The organism is Promicromonospora noduliphila, assembly GCF_056951025.1.
The window spans coordinates 2,809,507-2,825,710 of record NZ_CM167806.1; the positions used below are offsets into that span (position 1 = coordinate 2,809,507).

At 73.0% G+C, this 16,204-nt stretch carries 14 protein-coding genes; 13 read left to right on the forward strand and 1 reads right to left on the reverse strand.

The annotated features are described in order from the left end of the window. Positions 1 to 23: 23 nt before the first annotated feature. The 8 genes from AC0QU1_RS12280 (at position 24) to lnt (ending at position 10,385) form a co-directional block, all read left to right on the forward strand. Positions 24 to 1,082, forward strand: coding sequence for a helix-turn-helix transcriptional regulator (locus tag AC0QU1_RS12280; protein WP_483569632.1), 1,059 nt, complete (start codon positions 24 to 26; stop codon positions 1,080 to 1,082). Beyond that, the gene (locus tag AC0QU1_RS12285; protein ID WP_483569633.1) at positions 1,075 to 2,091 is read left to right on the forward strand and encodes a helix-turn-helix transcriptional regulator; all 1,017 of its coding nucleotides are present in this window, start codon (positions 1,075 to 1,077) and stop codon (positions 2,089 to 2,091) included. The genes AC0QU1_RS12280 and AC0QU1_RS12285 overlap by 8 nt, the downstream gene beginning before the upstream one ends. Positions 2,092 to 2,102: 11 nt before the next feature. Next, a complete protein-coding gene (locus AC0QU1_RS12290; RefSeq protein WP_483569634.1) occupies positions 2,103 to 2,432 on the forward strand; it encodes a hypothetical protein in 330 nt (109 codons plus the stop codon). 186 nt (positions 2,433 to 2,618) lie between these two features. After that, positions 2,619 to 2,918 carry a Sec-independent protein translocase subunit TatA gene (tatA, locus tag AC0QU1_RS12295; RefSeq protein WP_483569635.1) on the forward strand — a complete coding sequence of 100 codons (300 nt, stop codon included), beginning with the start codon at positions 2,619 to 2,621 and terminating at the stop codon, positions 2,916 to 2,918. Positions 2,919 to 2,954: 36 nt separating this feature from the next. Further along, positions 2,955 to 3,698, forward strand: coding sequence for a twin-arginine translocase subunit TatC (gene tatC / locus AC0QU1_RS12300; RefSeq protein WP_483569636.1), 744 nt, complete (start codon positions 2,955 to 2,957; stop codon positions 3,696 to 3,698). A 49-nt stretch (positions 3,699 to 3,747) separates the two neighbouring features. Beyond that, on the forward strand, positions 3,748 to 6,693 hold the full coding sequence (locus AC0QU1_RS12305) for a DEAD/DEAH box helicase (protein WP_483569637.1): 2,946 nt from the start codon (positions 3,748 to 3,750) through the stop codon (positions 6,691 to 6,693). A 70-nt stretch (positions 6,694 to 6,763) separates the two neighbouring features. Next, a complete protein-coding gene (locus tag AC0QU1_RS12310) occupies positions 6,764 to 8,563 on the forward strand; it encodes an amidohydrolase (protein WP_483569638.1) in 1,800 nt (599 codons plus the stop codon). Between the two features lie 67 nt (positions 8,564 to 8,630). Continuing rightward, entirely contained in the window at positions 8,631 to 10,385 is a 1,755-nt protein-coding gene (lnt, locus tag AC0QU1_RS12315) for an apolipoprotein N-acyltransferase (RefSeq protein WP_483569639.1), read from the forward strand. A 72-nt stretch (positions 10,386 to 10,457) separates the two neighbouring features. On the opposite strand, the gene AC0QU1_RS12320 is transcribed toward lnt, so the two are convergent. Further along, positions 10,458 to 10,802 (reverse strand): RNA polymerase-binding protein RbpA, encoded by a 345-nt coding sequence (locus AC0QU1_RS12320; RefSeq protein WP_483569640.1) that lies wholly within the window; start codon positions 10,800 to 10,802, stop codon positions 10,458 to 10,460. 320 nt (positions 10,803 to 11,122) lie between these two features. On the opposite strand from AC0QU1_RS12320, the gene AC0QU1_RS12325 reads away from it, so the two are divergent. The 5 genes from AC0QU1_RS12325 (at position 11,123) to AC0QU1_RS12345 (ending at position 16,163) form a co-directional block, all read left to right on the forward strand. Further along, positions 11,123 to 12,280, forward strand: coding sequence for an LLM class flavin-dependent oxidoreductase (locus AC0QU1_RS12325; protein ID WP_483569641.1), 1,158 nt, complete (start codon positions 11,123 to 11,125; stop codon positions 12,278 to 12,280). After that, on the forward strand, positions 12,277 to 12,945 hold the full coding sequence (locus AC0QU1_RS12330) for an FMN reductase (protein WP_483569642.1): 669 nt from the start codon (positions 12,277 to 12,279) through the stop codon (positions 12,943 to 12,945). Before AC0QU1_RS12325 ends, AC0QU1_RS12330 begins: the two co-directional genes overlap by 4 nt. Positions 12,946 to 13,816: 871 nt before the next feature. Continuing rightward, a complete protein-coding gene (locus tag AC0QU1_RS12335; protein WP_483569643.1) occupies positions 13,817 to 14,359 on the forward strand; it encodes a hypothetical protein in 543 nt (180 codons plus the stop codon). A gap of 312 nt (positions 14,360 to 14,671) precedes the next feature. After that, the gene (locus tag AC0QU1_RS12340; protein WP_483569644.1) at positions 14,672 to 15,229 is read left to right on the forward strand and encodes a hypothetical protein; all 558 of its coding nucleotides are present in this window, start codon (positions 14,672 to 14,674) and stop codon (positions 15,227 to 15,229) included. Positions 15,230 to 15,281: 52 nt separating this feature from the next. Next, entirely contained in the window at positions 15,282 to 16,163 is an 882-nt protein-coding gene (locus AC0QU1_RS12345; protein ID WP_483569645.1) for a ChbG/HpnK family deacetylase, read from the forward strand. The last annotated feature ends 41 nt before the right edge of the window (positions 16,164 to 16,204 follow it).

Consider the following 16,204-nt stretch of genomic DNA (forward strand, 5'->3'; position numbering starts at 1 on the left):
TACCCAACGCTAGCGTTGTCCTGATGCCCATCGATCTGCCCCCGACACCGAGCTCGACCCCCGGCCTGAACCCCGCCGAGCGGCTCCTCAACCTCGTCATCGCGCTCGTGAACACCAACGCGGCCATGACCAAGCAGCAGGTGCGCTCCGCCGTGGCCGGCTACTCCGACGCGCCCAGCGACGAGGCGTTCGAGCGGATGTTCGAGCGCGACAAGGACATGCTGCGGGCCCTCGGCATCCCTGTGGTCACGGTCGGGACCGGTGGGCACACCGACGAGCTCGGGTACCGGATCGACCAGGACGCGTACGCGCTGCCGCCCATCGACCTCACGCCGGCCGAGCTCGGCGTGCTGTCCCTGGCGGCCCAGTTCTGGCAGGACAAGACCCTGCAGACCGACATCACCCGCGCCATGGTCAAGCTCCGCGCCGCCGGGGCGGGCGACCCGTCCGCCGACGCCCTGGCCGGGCTCGCGCCGTCCGTACGCGCGGTCGGCGACGCCTACGGACCCCTCATGGAGGCGATCGAGGCCCGGCGGGCGGTGTCGTTCAGCTACCGGGCCGCGTACAACGGCGTGGTGCTGACCCGGCACGTCGAGCCGTGGCGCATCGCGGCGCGCGACGGCGGCTGGTACCTCATGTGCTTCGACCGCGACCGGCAGGGGCCGCGCGTGTTCCGCATGTCGCGCATCGAGTCACGCGTGCGCATCACCGGGCCGGCCGGGGCCTACGAGATCCCAGACTTCGAGACCGACGCCATGCTCGGCAAGGCACACGGCGAGGTCAAGGAGGCCGTCGTCGCCGTCCGCCCCGAGCGCGCCGGGGCGCTGCGGGCCCGCGCCAAGGCCGTGCCAGAGGGCGAGCGGGAGGTCTACAGCGAGCGCCTGGTGGGCTCCGCCGCTGGTGACCAGGCGGGCTGGGACATCCTGCAGGTGCCCTACCGGTCCCTGACCGGGATGGCGTCGGAGGCCGCGGGGTACGGCGCGGCCCTGGTCGTGCTCGAACCGGAGGCCGTCCGCGAGGAGACGCTGCGCCGGCTCACCGCGGCGGCGGCGCTGGGTACGGGGGAGGGGTCCCGTGGCTGAGCGCGCCGACGACCGGCTCCTGCGCCTGCTCGGCATCGTCGCCTACCTCGACGGCGCTGGGCCCGTCCCCGTGGCCGACCTCGCCGAGCGGTTCGGCACCACGCCCGCGCAGATCCAGAAGGACGTCGACGCGCTCTGGGTCTCCGGCACGCCCGGCTACTGGCCCGACGACCTGATCGACTTCGACGCCGCGTCCATCGACCGCGGCGTGGTGCACCTCACCGAGGCGCGCGGCATGACCAGGCCCCTGCGGCTCGGTACCCGCGAGGCGGTCGCCCTGGTCGCGGCCCTGCGGGCCATGCGGGCCACCGACGCCGTCCAGGCCGACCCCGCGCGGTCCGCCGTCGTCGAGTCGGCGCTGCGCAAGCTCACCGACGCCACCGGCGAGGCAGCGAGCGCCGTGGACGTGCGGCTCGCCGCGGGCGGGGACCGGCAGGTGGTGGCGGTGATCTCGTCGGCGCTGGCGGCGCGGCACCGGCTGCGGATCCGGTACGTGACGTCGTCGGACGTGGTCAGCGAGCGGGACGTGGACCCGGTGCGGCTGCACACGCAGGACGAGTTCGCCTACCTGGCTGCCTGGTGCTACCGGGCGCAGGCGCCACGCACGTTCCGGGTGGACCGCATCCTCGAGGCCACCGAGACGGACGTGCCGGTGCAGGAGCATCCCGGGGTGGGGGAGCCGTCGGCGGAGATAGACTTCGCGGCGCTGTTCGCTGGGGGTTCCTCGCCGCTCGCGACCATCCGGTTCGCTCCGCGGGCGCGCTGGTTCGCGGAGGAGACGCCGGTCGAGTCGGTGCGCAACCTGCCGGACGGCGACTTCGAGGTGACCCTGCGGGTCACCAATCCCGGCTGGCTGCGCAGCACGCTGATCCGGCTCGCGCCGTTCGTGCGGTCGGTCTCGCCGCCGGCACTTGCCGACGACGTGGCGGGTGCCGCGCGGGAGGCGCTGGCGGTGTACGGGGCGGGCGAGGGGGCCGGTGACGCAGCCGCATCGCGAGATCGGCACTAGGCTGGTCGACCATGTGGTTCTGGGTGTGGACCCTGCTGGTCGTCGGCAGCCTGGTCGGCGCGTTCTTCCTGGCCCGCTCGCTGTGGCGGTCCGCGAAGGGCCTGATGCAGGAGCTGGGCCGGTCTTCCCGCCTGATCGCGGAGTCGACGGAGCGGCTGCAGGAGATGTCCGACCGGGCGCGTGAGGCGGCGACGCAGCACGCGGGGCCGAGCCTGTTCGACGACGTGACGATCCACTACCAGCGGGTCAACGCGCAGCGTCAGGCCCGTGCGGTGCGCAGGGAGGCGCGCCGGGCGCGGAACGTGGCGACGTGGCAGAAGTGGAAGCACTTCAACGACTGAGAGGACGCCGCCGGCGGTCGTCTCTCGTGGCCGTTCCGCGGCCCTTTCCGGGCTCCTTCTCCGGCCTTTCCCCGCCGGCGCTACCTGCCGTCCACCAGGGGGCTACCAATGTGCCCCTCCGGTCCGCGTAGGATCGGGCATATCAGCACCGCACCGCGTACCAGCACCGCACCGTAAGGAGACACCATGACTGGCGCCATGCAACCTTGGCACTGGCTCGTCCTACTCGTCGTCGTCCTGCTGCTGTTCGGGTCCACCCGCCTGCCGGGACTGGCCAAGAGCGTCGGCCAGTCGATGAAGATCTTCCGCCGGGAGATCAAGGACCTGCGCGACGACAAGTCGGAGACGTCGAACGCCGCCGACAACGCCCCGGGTAGCTCGACGAGCCCCAGCACGGGTTCGACCACCAGCACCGGTGCGAGCTCGACCACGGGCCAGGTCCCCGGCTTGATCAGCGACAAGGGCCCGGACATCCCCAAGAGCTGACCGGTGGCACGTACGAGGCGGCCGTCGGACGGCCGGATGCCTCTGCTCGAACATCTTCTCGAGCTGCGCAAGCGTTTCGTCCTGGTCGCCGCCGGGCTCCTGCTCGGCGCGATAGCGGGCTGGGTCCTGTACGAGCCGCTGCTGGTCACGCTGCAGCAGCCCCTGGAGGCCGCCGCCGAGGTCACGGGCAACGACGTCACACTGAACTTCACCGGGCCGGCATCGGCGCTGGACCTGAGGATCAGGGTGGCGTTGTTCCTCGCCGTGTTCCTGTCCTGCCCGTGGTGGCTGTACCAGGTCTGGGCGTTCGTCACGCCCGGCCTGAACAAGCGGGAGAGGTACTACGCGTACGGGTTCGTCGGCGCCTCGGTGCCGCTGTTCCTCGGCGGGGCCTACATGGCGTGGGTGGTGATCCCGCACGCCGTGCGGATCCTGACGGGGTTCCTGCCCGACAACGCCACGAACTTCACCGACGCCCAGATGTACCTGGACCTCGTGATGCGGCTCCTGCTGGCCTTCGGCGTCGCGTTCGTGTCCCCGGTGCTGCTGGTCGGCCTGAACTTCGCGGGCCTGCTGACGGGCAAGGCCCTGCTCGGCGGCTGGCGCTGGGCCGTGCTCATCGCGTTCACGTTCGCCGCCATCGCGACGCCGACGCCGGACGCGCTCACGATGATCCTGGTGGCCCTGCCGATCTGCGTGCTCTACTTCGCCGCCGTCGGCGTGTCGCTGCTGCACGACCGGCGCGTGGAGCGGCGGCTCCTGGAGGACGTGGAGGTCTGACGGCCCTGCTCCTGACGGCTCTGTCAGACGGGGACCGTAGGCTGTGCCCATGAGCGACCTGAGTCCCGCCGAGCGGTACACGGCCTTCCGGTCACAGAGCCGTTCGGAGGCGGAGCACCCCGAGCTGAGCCGCTTCCGGGAGATCCTCGGGTTCCAGCTCGACGACTTCCAGGTCGCCGCCTGCGAGGCGCTCGAACAGGGGCGCGCCGTGCTCGTGGCGGCCCCGACCGGGGCTGGCAAGACGGTGGTGGGCGAGTTCGCCGTCCACCTCGCCCTGGCCTCCGGGCGCAAGGCGTTCTACACGACGCCGATCAAGGCCCTGTCCAACCAGAAGTACGCCGACCTCGTGCGCAGGCACGGGCCCGAGAACGTCGGCCTGCTCACGGGCGACTCCACGATCAACGGCGACGCGCCCGTGGTGGTCATGACCACCGAGGTGCTGCGCAACATGCTGTACGCCGGCTCCTCCACCCTGGACGGGCTCGCCTACGTGGTCATGGACGAGGTGCACTACCTCGCCGACCGCTTCCGCGGCCCCGTCTGGGAAGAGGTCATCATCCACCTGTCCGACGACGTGCAGCTCGTCTCCCTGAGCGCCACCGTGTCCAACGCCGAGGAGTTCGGCGACTGGCTGGAGATGGTGCGCGGCGACACCGCTGTCGTCGTCTCCGAGCGCCGGCCCGTGCCGCTGTGGCAGCACGTGCTCATGTCCTCGCCCGAACCGCGCGGCAAGCCGCGCCTCCTGGACCTGTACGCCGGGCACGTCGACCCGACCGACCCCGGCACCAGCCCGCCCATCAACCCCGACCTGTCCGCGGCCTTCCGGTCCGGGCGCGGCGGCAGCCGCTCCGGCGGGTACGGCGGCGAGAACGGGCGAGGCCGCGGGTACCGCGGGCGGGGCGACCGCGGCTACCGCGGGCCGGGCGGGCGCCGCACCGGACCGACGGGCGACGGCGGAGGCATCGGGCCGAGCCGGCGCACCCCGCCGCGGTTCGTCGTCATCGACGCCCTCGACGACGACGGCCTGCTGCCCGCCATCTACTTCGTGTTCTCCCGCGCGGGCTGCGAGGCCGCCGTCGAGCAGTGCCTCAAGGCCGGGCTGCGGCTGACCTCCCCGCAGGAGGAAGCGACGATCCGCACCGTGGTGGAGGAGCGCACCGCCGCCATCCCGCCTGAGGACCTGGACGTGCTCGGCTACTGGTCCTGGTCGCAGGCCCTGGCCCGCGGCGTGGCCGCCCACCACGCCGGCATGCTGCCGGTGTTCAAGGAGACGGTCGAGGACCTGTTCTCCCGCGGCCTGGTCAAGGTCGTCTTCGCCACCGAGACCCTCGCCCTCGGCATCAACATGCCCGCCCGCTCCGTGGTCCTGGACAAGCTCGTCAAGTGGGACGGGTCCAGCCACGTCCCGGTCACCCCCGGCGAGTTCACCCAGCTCACCGGCCGCGCCGGGCGCCGGGGCATCGACGTCGAGGGGCACGCCGTCGTCGTCGACCACCCCGCACTGGACCCCGTGGCCCTGGCCGGCCTCGCGTCCAAGCGCCTGTACCCGCTGCGGTCCAGCTTCCGGCCCACGTACAACATGGCGGTCAACCTCGTGGCACAGGTCGGCCGCGACCGGGCCCGCGAGGTGCTGGAGACCTCGTTCGCCCAGTTCCAGGCCGACCGCGGCGTCGTCGGCCTGGCCAAGCAGGCGCAGGCGCACGCGGAGGCCCTCGACGGGTACGCCAAGGCCATGTCCTGCGACGTCGGCGACTTCTCCGAGTACATGGACCTGCGCCGCGCCATCAAGGACCGCGAGAAGGACCTGTCCCGCGCGGCCTCCGGCGCCCGGCGCGCCGAGGTCGTGGCCTCCCTGGAGAAGCTGCGCCGCGGCGACGTCGTCGAGGTGCCCTCCGGCCGACGGCGCGGGTACGTCCTCGTGCTCGACCCGGGCGAGCCCGGCGGGTTCGACGGGCCGCGCCCCACCGTGCTCACCCAGGAGCGGCAGGTCAAGAAGCTCACCCTGGCCGACGCCCCCGCCGGCCTGGAGACCGTCACCACGGTCCGGATCCCCAAGACGTTCAACCCCCGCAAGCCCGACGCGCGCCGCGACCTGGTCTCGACCATGCGCAACGCCCTCGGCGCCCTGGCCGACGACGTCCCCTCCGCCCACTCCGGGGCCCCGGCGGCGGCCCACTCCACCACCAGCCCGGCACGCGCCGCGCGCGGCGGGCGGGCCCCGGTCGGCCGCCGGTCCGACGCCGCGACCGACGCGGAGCTCGCGCGCCTGCGCAAGGCCCTCAAGAGCCATCCCTGCCACGCCTGCCCCGACCGCGACGACCACGCCCGCTGGGCCGAACGCTGGAACAAGCTCAAGAAGGAGCACGACCAGCTCGTACGCCGCGTCGAGGGACGCACCGGCTCCATCGCCCGCACCTTCGACCGCACGCTGGACGTGCTGCTCGCCCTCGGCTACCTGCAGCGCACCGGCACCGGCCGGATCCGCGTCACCGACGACGGCCGCTGGCTGCGCCGCCTGTACGCCGAGAACGACCTCCTGCTGGCCGAGTGCCTGCGCCGCGGCGTCTGGGACGGGCTCGACCCCGCCGGGCTCGCCGCGGTCGTCTCCACCGTCGTGTACCAGGGGCGGCGCGACGAGGCCCCCGACCCGTACATCCCCGGCGGGCCGACCGGCCGCCTCGCCGGCGTCCTCGACGACACGCAGCGCGTGTGGTCCGAGGTCGACGACCTGGAGGAGGCGCACGGCATCGAGGCCACCGGGCCGCTCGACCTCGGCCTGGTCGGCGCGATGTACCGGTGGGCGTCCGGCAAGGGCCTGGACAGTGTGCTGCGCGGCTCCGACCTCGCCGCCGGCGACTTCGTGCGCTGGTGCAAGCAGGTCATCGACGTGCTGGACCAGCTCGGCGGCGCCGCGCCGTCGGAGAAGCTGCGCTCGACGGCGCGCAAGGCGCAGGACGCCGTGCTCCGGGGGGTCGTGGCGTACTCCAGCCTGTGACGGGGCGCCGACGGTACGTTCTGGCCGTTCACCAGGGCACATGCCGAGGGGATCGTTTACAGTTCCCACCGTGAGCCAGCCCGCCCGATCGATCCTGTACCGCAACGGAGTCGTGCACTCCGCCGCCGACCCGTTCGCCGAGGCGATCCTCGTGGACGACGGCGTCGTGGCCTGGCTCGGCGCCGACGACACCGCGGCGGGGCTCGCCGCACGTGCCGACCGCGTGATCGACCTCGACGGCGCGCTGGTGACCCCCGGGTTCGTCGACGCGCACGTCCACGTGCTGGAGACCGGCCTCGCGGCCGACTCCGTCGACCTCACGCCCGCCGGGGGCGTGCACTCGCTCGCCGACGCCCTGGCCGCCCTGCACGACGGCGCACAGCGGCTCGCCGCGACCGACCCGTCCGGCGACGAGGTGCTGCTCGCCTTCGGCTGGGACGAGCAGGCCTGGCCCGAGCGGCGCGCCTTCACCCGCGAGGAGCTCGACGCCGCATGTGGCGGCCGCCCCGTGTACGCGGCGCGCGTCGACGTGCACTCCGCCGTCGTCTCGACGTCGATGGCCGTGCGCGCGGGCATCGAACGCGACCCGGCGTGGACGGGGATGGGCCTGTCCGGGTCGGGCTGGTCCGACGCCCCCGCCGACACCGGCCTGGTCACCGCGGACCTGCACCACACCGTCCGCGCCGTCGCCCACGCCCTGTCGCCCGAACGCCGCACCCGCCTCTACCGCCAGGTGCTGGCCGCCTGGGCCGCGCGCGGCATCGTCTCCGTGCACGAGATGAGCGGCCAGCACCTCGACACCCGCGCCGGCCTGGCCGAGCTGTACGCCATGACCGCGGACTCCGTCTCGGCGGACGCCCGCACGGATCCGGACGCCGCGCCTGCCCTGCCTCACCTGGCCGCCTACCGCGGCGAGCTGTGCGCGACGGCGGACGACGCCCGCGCGCTGCTCGCCGAGCTGCCGTTCCTCACCGGGATCGGGGGAGACCTCAACGTCGACGGGTCGATCGGCTCCCGTACCGCCGCCCTGCGCAGCCCCTACGCGGACCTGCCGGCCGACCCGTCCACCGGCTCCTTCGCCGGGGCCCTGACCAACCCCGACGGCACGCCGTGGACCGGCAACCTGTACCTGTCGGCCGACCAGATCGCGAACCACCTCACGGCCGTGCAGGCCGCCGGGGCGGACGGTCGCGGCCGCCAGGCCGCGTTCCACGTCATCGGCGACCGGGCCATGGACACCCTCGTGCTCGGACTGCAGATCGCCGCGCAGATGGGCGGAGAGGGCGCCCTGCGCGCCGCGCACCACCGCGTCGAGCACGCGCTGTTCGTCGACGCGGCGACCCTCGCGGCGCTCCTCGTGCACGGCGTCGGCCTGTCGGTGCAGCCCGCGTTCGAGTCGACGTTCGGCGGGAGCAAGGGCGTGTACGCCTCCCGGCTCGGCGCGATGCGTGCGGGGGCGCTCATGCCGTTCGCCGACCTCGCGCAGGCGGGCGTGCCGCTCGCGTTCGGCTCCGACACGCCCGTGACCCCCGTCGACCCGTGGCAGGGCGTGCGCGCCGCGACCAGCCACGAGGACCCCGACCAGCGCATCTCCGCCGGAGCGGCGTTCCGTGCCCACACCCGCGGCGGCTGGCGCCTGGCCGGGCTCGACCACACCGGCGCCGGCCAGCTCCGGGTGGGCGCGCCCGCGCACCTCGCCGTCTGGCGGGCCGAGCAGCTCGGCGTGCAGGCCGCCGCCGGACGGCTCAGCTCCTGGAGCGAGGAGGCCCGCGCCGGCACACCCCTCCTGCCCGACCTCTCGCCGGGCGCCGCCGAGCCGGAGTGCCTGCACACGCTGCGCGACGGCGTCGTGCTGCATGACACCTTCTAGCCGTACTGTGCTCGGCCCGGGGAACCACGCCGCACGAGGCCCGCGTTCCCACGGATAAACTGCGATCGTGCGCCTCCCCGAGCCGTCCCGGCTGCTCTCCCTGTTCCTCGCGGTCGCCGGCGGTTTCGTCCTCTGGTCCGCGTTCCCCGACGCCGGGTTCTGGCCTGCCGCGTTCGTCGCGGTCGCCGCCCTGTACTGGGCGCTCGGCCGCGACAACGCCTGGTGGAACCTGCTGGCCGGGTTCCTGTTCGGCCTCGCGTTCTTCCTGCCGCACCTGTGGTGGGCCCACGAGTCGACGGCGACCGCGCCCTGGATCGCGATGTCCACCGTCGAGGCGCTGTTCATCGGCCTGTTCGGCGCACTGTGGACCTGGGTCCGCCGCGCGCGGTTCCTGCGCCGTCGCGGCTGGCGGCTCGCCGCCGCGTTCGCCTTGCTCTTCGTCGCCGTCGAGCAGCAGCGCGCCGAGGTCCCGTTCGGCGGGTTCCCCTGGGGCCGCCTCGCCTGGACCATGGTCGACGCCCCGACGGGACGCGCCGCCTGGCTCGGCGGCACCGTCGCCGTCAGCCTGCTCGTCGCCTTCGCGGGCGTACTGCTCGCCCTGTCCGTCGCGAGCCTGGCCCGGGCGGTGCGGCGCCGGAGCGTGGGCGAGCAGGGCGGCAACCAGCACGGCCGCGCCCTGCCCGAGGTGGGCCGCGCCGCCGCGGCCCTCACGCTGGGGGTCGCGGTCGCCGTCGTGCCGCTGGTGCTGCCGCTGCCCACGTCCGGGAGCGCCGGTGCCGTCCGGACTCCCGAGGGCAACGAGGTGTACGACGCTGGGAGCGACCTGGCCGAGCGCGGGCAGCTCTGGGCGGGTGCGGTGCAGGGCAACGTGGCGGAGCCGGGTGCCGGGGCGTTCGCGAACCGGGCCGAGGTGCTGAACAACCACCTGGAGGGTACGTACACGCTCGCCGAGGACTACGCGGGTGAGCTGGACGTGGTGCTGTGGCCGGAGAACGGTTCGGACCTGGACCCGCAGACGACGCCGGAGGTGGCGGGAGGGCTGGATGAGGCGTCGGCGGCGGTCGGGGCGCCGATCCTGGTGGGGGCGCAGGAGTTCCCCGAGACGGGTGGGCGGTACAACGTGCTGCTGCTGTGGCAGGCGGGCAACGGGGTGATCGGGCGGTACGCGAAGCAGCATCCGGCGCCGTTCGGTGAGTACATACCGATGCGGTCGGTGCTGCGGCTCCTCTCCGACCAGGTGGACCGGGTGGTGACGGACATGATCGCCGCCGTCAACCCGCCGTACGTGGACGTGCCGAGCCGGCTGGGTCAGGGTGCCTACCGGCTGGGCACGATCATCTGCTTCGAGGTGGCGTACGACGAGATCGTCCGGGACGCGGTCCAGGAGGGGGCGCAGGTGCTGGTGATCCCGACGAACAATGCGTCGTTCGGGTTCACGGCGGAGTCGACGCAGCAGCTCGCGATGTCGCGGATGCAGGCGATGACGACGGGGCGGGCCGCGGTGCAGATCTCGACGGTGGGGGTGTCGGCGGTGATCACCCCGGACGGCACGGTGGTGCGGCGGACAGGCCTGTTCACCGCGGACGAGTTCGTCGCGAACCTGCCGCTGCGGTCCTCGGTCACGCCGGCGGTGGCGGCGGGGTACTGGCCGGGCTGGGTGGTCGGCGTCCTCGCGCTCGCGCTGGTGGTGGCGGGCGTCGTCAGCGGGGTGCTTGCCCGACGGCGGAGGCGGCTGGCTCTGCGGGCGGCGTACCCGGGGGCGGGGGAGACGCAGCGGGCCGACCAGGCCGGCGACGACGAGCTGGTGGGACCGCGGGGGTAGCGAAACGACGGTCGGCCCGGACCATGGGGTCCGAGCCGACCGTCGTTAGGGTTCGGTATCTGCTGGCGCGGCTCAGGCCGAGCGGCGCAGCTTGCCGGCGCGCAGCAGCTCGAGACGCTCGTCGAGCAGGTCCTCGAGCTCCTTCACCGTGCGGCGCTCCAGCAGCATGTCCCAGTGGGTGCGCTGCGGCTTGGCCGCCTTGGGCTCCGGCTTCTCAGTGTCACGCAGTACCGCCTCCTCGCCGCAGCGGCACTCCCAGATCGGGGGAACGTCCGCGTCGGTGGCGAAGGGCAGGATGATGGTGTGGCCGTTGGGGCAGTCGTAGTAGGCCTGGAACCGAGGGGCGAAGTCCACGCCCTCGTCGGACTCCATGCTCTTACTACCGATGCTCATACCGCGCAGGGACCGGTCAGGCACGATGTCCTCCAGAGGGTTGTCGGGATAGGTGGCGGAAAAAGGTCCGTACTGCCAACGCAGGGACCCTCTGTGATGTTCCAGCCCAGTTTCCGGCCGTTCATTTCCAGCCGTCTCATCAGGCTACGCGTCCGATGTGCGCTCGCAAGCGCACTACGCCCAAACTGGGCGTGGATGTGCGCGATCTCACGTGCGTCGGGGCCGGTGGGCGCCGTGGATGCGGGAACAATCGGCCCCGGCGGCCGGTTGAGGGCCACGTACATGCATCTGCATGAACAACTCAGCAGCACGATCAGCAGCAACACGATTGGGAGCGCAGCATCATGCAGTTCGGGATCTTCAGTGTCAGCGACGTGACGACGGACCCGACCACGGGGTACACCCCGGACGACACCGAGCGCGTCCGGTCGATGCTCACCATCGCGAAGCACGCGGACGAGGCAGGCCTCGACGTCTTCGCCACCGGTGAGCACCACAACCCTCCGTTCGTGGCCTCCAGCCCGACGACGATGCTCGGCTACCTCGCCGGAGTCACCAAGAACATCACCCTGTCGACGGCGACCACCCTCATCACCACCAACGACCCGGTCCGGATCGCCGAGGAGTACGCGATGCTCCAGGTCATCTCGAACGGCCGGATGGACCTCATGATGGGCCGCGGCAACACCGGCCCCGTCTACCCGTGGTTCGGGCAGGACATCCGCCAGGGCATCCCGCTCGCGATCGAGAACTACGCGCTCGTGCGCAAGCTGTGGACCGAGGACGTCGTGGACTGGGAGGGCAAGTTCCGCACCCCGCTGCAGGGCTTCACCTCGACCCCGCGGCCGCTGGACGGCATGCCGCCGTTCGTGTGGCACGGCTCGATCCGCAGCCCCGAGATCGCCGAGCAGGCCGCCTACTACGGCGACGGGTTCCTGCACAACAACATCTTCTGGCCCATGAGCCACACCAAGCAGATGGTGCAGTTCTACCGCCAGCGGTTCGAGCACTACGGCCACGGCCGCGCTGACCAGGCGATCGTGGGCCTCGGCGGCCAGGCCTTCATGCGCAAGAACAGCCAGGACGCCTGGAATGAGTTCCGCCCCTACTTCGACAACGCGCCCGTCTACGGGCACGGCCCCAGCATGGAGGACTTCACGCGCGAGACGCCGCTGACCGTCGGGTCCCCGCAGCAGGTCATCGACCGGTACGGGTCGTTCATCGACGAGGTCGGCTACTACCAGCGCCAGCTCTTCCTCACCGACCACGCCGGGCTCCCGCTCAAGACGGTCCTGGAGCAGATCGACATCCTCGCCTCCGACGTCGTGCCGGAGCTGCGCAAGATCGCCGACGCCAAGCTGCCGGCGGACGTCCCGGCGAACCCGCCGACGCACGCCGAGCGCGTGGCCGCGGCGCGGGCCAAGGGTGAGGCCGGCGCCACGCACGTGGGCGACGGCGGGGACGAGTTCACCGGCCGGCGGGCCGAGGAAGTGCTCTCGTGACCACCCCTGACATCGAGCCGGGCCGCACCGGGGCCGGCCGCACCATCGCCGTCGTGCACGCGGGGCTGGGACAGCCCTCATCCACGCGCCTGCTGGCTGACCGCCTGGCCGACGCCACGGCGCGCGAGCTCGAAGCGCTCGGCCACGACGTGACCGTCGAGATGATCGAGCTGCGCGACCACGGCCACGCGATCATCGACGCGATGCTCACCGGGTTCCCCACGGGCGACCTCGCCCGCGCCATCGAGGTGGTCACGCAGGCCGACGGCGTCATCGCCGTCACCCCGCTGTTCACCACCACGTACTCGGGGCTGTTCAAGTCGTTCGTCGACATCCTCGACAAGGACGCGCTCACCGGGATGCCCGTGCTGCTCGGCGCGACCGGCGGTACCCCGCGCCACTCCCTCGCGCTCGAGTACTCCCTGCGGCCCCTGTTCACCTACCTGCGCGCCGACGTCGTCACGACGTCGGTCTTCGCCGCCACGGACGACTGGGCACAGTCCGGGGACAGTCCCGGGCGCGACGACACGGCGAGCCTGCCGCAGCGCATCGAGCGGGCGGGCCGGTCGCTGGCCGGACTCGTGGTCGCGCGAGGGGAGCAGCCCAAGCCGGCCGACCCGTTCGCGAGCACCCCGAGCTTCCTGGACCTGCTCGGCGGGGACTAGGCCAGGTCGAGCGTGGCTGGTCGCAGGATCCGTGGCTGGTCGCAGGATCGCTGAGCGTGGTCGGTGGTCGAGCCGTCGCCGTCGGTCTCATGGTGGCAAGGGCCCCTGGGCGGGAGCAGGGGTCGGGAGGGTGCGGTGGGGCGTCCCGCCGAACCGCACGTTACGTGTCGTCAGAGTCGCCGAACCGCAAGACGCGCGTCGATCGGCGCGCTGGAGCACTGACATCTTGCGGATCGGCGGCCTCAGCCACAGTTATGTTGCGGTTCGGCGCGGGTGGGATCACGTGCGACCTGCGGTTCGACCGTCCCGCGACCGAACTGGGGGTGTCTGCGGCCGAACCGATGAGCGGACACCCTGACTGGCGGACACCCTGACGATTTGATGCCGTGCCCCGGGGCTTGCACGCCTCGTGCCTGACAGGGAACATATGGGACAGCGGTCGCCGCTGGTCGTGGCCGCGCCGAGGGTGAGGAGCGCGGTCATGGCGGACGGTACGGAGGACCGGGTCTCGGCTGATTCGAGCTCGGCCGAGTCGAGCCCAACCGGATCGAGCTCGACCGGCTCCAACCCAGCCGGTCCGGACGCTGACCTGAAGGCTGACGAGTCGCACACTGACAGGTCGAACGCCGACAGGTCGAGCACGGCCGGCACCGCTGCCGACAGCCCGGAGACGGGCGACATGCGTGCCGACTCCGGACGAGTCGCCCGGATCGTCGCGGCGTTGCGGAAGGCCCACGCCGAACAGGCCGCTGCTGCCGGTGCGCCGGCCGCCTCATCGGCTGACTCGCCCGGCACGTCGTCGCCTGCTGCAACGTCGGCTGGTTCTCCTGGCGTGTCGTCGCCCGCCGCAACGTCGGCTGGTTCTCCTGGCGTGTCGTCGCCCGCCGCATCGTCGCCTCGTTCGCCCGAGGTGCCGTCACCCGCCGCGCTCCCGCCTGGCGCGCCTTCGCCGGCGCTGTCCGAGGCCACCGCCTCGTCGGAGGCCGAGACGTCGCCCGCACCCGCGGAGCCGGAGCCCGAGCCGTCGGACGTTCCCGCTCCCCGCCGCGAGACCACCGGCGTGCGGTCCACGAAGCCGAGCACCCCGACCCTGCGCTGGAACCCTGGCGCCCGGTACCGCGCGTCGCAGCTCGCGAACCGCCCGGTGCCGCCGCCACCCGCGCCGAGCGTCGCCGACGGGCAGGCTCACGTCCCGCCCGTCCCGCCGCCCCCGGCCCTGGCGGGACGCCTGTACCGCGGCCCGGCCCGCCGGACCGCCGTCTTCGAGCGCGACATCTGGTACCCCGCGTCTCGGTCGGCCCGCATCCCGCGGGACGTCGGTGAGGCGCTCGTCGCCGCCGTCGAGCGCTACCGCAAGGGGTCGATCTCGACGTCGGGCCTCGTGCGCGCGATCGCGAGAACGCACGCCGCCTGACGCCGACGGCGGTAGTGCCCCGCGGCAGCCTCCGTGACGCGGGAGCCTCCGTGACGATGCCCCGAGCGCTGTGGGCGTGAACCCGGCCTCCTGCCGGTCATCCAGTTTTCACATCGCGGCAAAACTGGCCTCTCGACCGAGCTCGGTTCGCCCAGGTGAGCCCTTGTTCCGCCGTCCTGCACCAAGGGAGCATTCGTTGCAGTTGTCAACGATTTCACGGCAGACGCACCAGGCGCCGCGCCGGCCGCTCTCTCCTGTTGAGGGCACCGAACGCGGCGCCCGACAGCAAGGACGAGGGGGCAGGACGGCACGATGCGCAGGCACGTGTGGGCATTCCTCGGCGCGCTGGTCGTGGCCGGGCTCCTCAGCGGTTGTGCGCGGGACGCCGGCACCGCCGACTTCACGGTGCCGGAGGAGTACCAGACGGTCGAGCAGCTCGTCGCCGACGCCGACGTCGTCGCGCTGGTCCAGGCGGGCGGCTCCGCGGTCGTCGCCGTCGACGGCGTGCCCCATACGCGTACCGAGCTCCGGCTGCGCAAGGTGCTGCTGGGCGCGGTGGCCGCGGACGCCGACATGACCGCCACGCAGATCGGGTCCCTCTCGTCGCCGCCAGGGGCCAAGCTCGCGTCCGTCCTGCGGCCGGGACACGAGTACGTGGTCGCCCTGCACCGCACCGCCCCGGGGGAGTTCGAGGTGGTGGGACCGGGCGTCTGGCGCGCCGACACGCTGGGCGCCAGCCTCACCCTGTACACGGCCCGGCCGACCTGCATCCCGGCCGCCATCCCGCACGTGACGACGCCGTCGGACCTCGAGGTCGCGCTCGCCGAGGTCAGGGCGGCGCTCGGCACGAGCGTCATCGGCAGGCGCTGACGCTGACGCAAACGACGGGCTGGCGCAGGCCGCCGTCGGCCAGACTGGGTGCATGACGCGCAGCCTCGTCCTCACCGCCGACGACGCCGGGACCGACCCCGATGCGGACCGCGAGATCGCGGCCCTCCTTGCCGGGTCTCCGCTGACGGCGGTCGGCGTGATCACCACCGGACCGGGAACCACCGGTCCCCGAACGACCACCGATCCACGCACCACGACCGGGTCAAGCACCAGTACCGCGCCAGGCACCAGGGCCCGAAACGGCTGGGACGACCCCGACCCCGCACGCGCCGTCCGGCTCATCGCCGAGGCCGCGCCCGACGTCGCGCCGGGGGTGCACGTGGTGCTCCCGACGCCGGGGCCGGACGACGGCTTCGACGACGTCGTCGACCGGATCACTGCCCAGACCGACGTCCTCGCGCGGGCCGCCGACGCGGCGGGCGCGCCCGCGCCGGACCGACTCGACTCCCATCAGGGCACGCTCTACGGCCTGCTGGGCCGCTCCTACCTCGCCGAGGCGATCGGCGTCTGCGCCGAGCGCGGCCTGGCGTTCCGCCTGCCCCGCGGCCTGGAGCTGTACGGCGACGGCGACCCGGTGCTGGCCGCGCCGTCGGTCCGGGAACGGCACGCGAGCGCCGTCGCGGCCGCCGACGCCGCGGGCGTGCGCCTGCCGCGGGTGATCGCCACCCACCGGGGCGGCGACGCGGAGGCCCGGGACTACCCGGCGCTGCGTGGCCACTACCTGCGCCTGCTGGACCGGCTGCCCGAGGGGACGAGCGAGATCTTCCTGCATCCAGCCCCGGACACGCCGCGGCTGCGGGAGCTGTCGGCGGACTGGTGGCGCAAGCGGACCTGGGAGCTGCGGCTGCTGGGTGACCCGGTTTTCATCCGGGAGATCGAACGGCAGGGCATCGACCTGGTCAAGAGGTGGTGAGTAGGCTCGCCGGCGTGAACGCTGCCGAGCTCAGCTCTGCT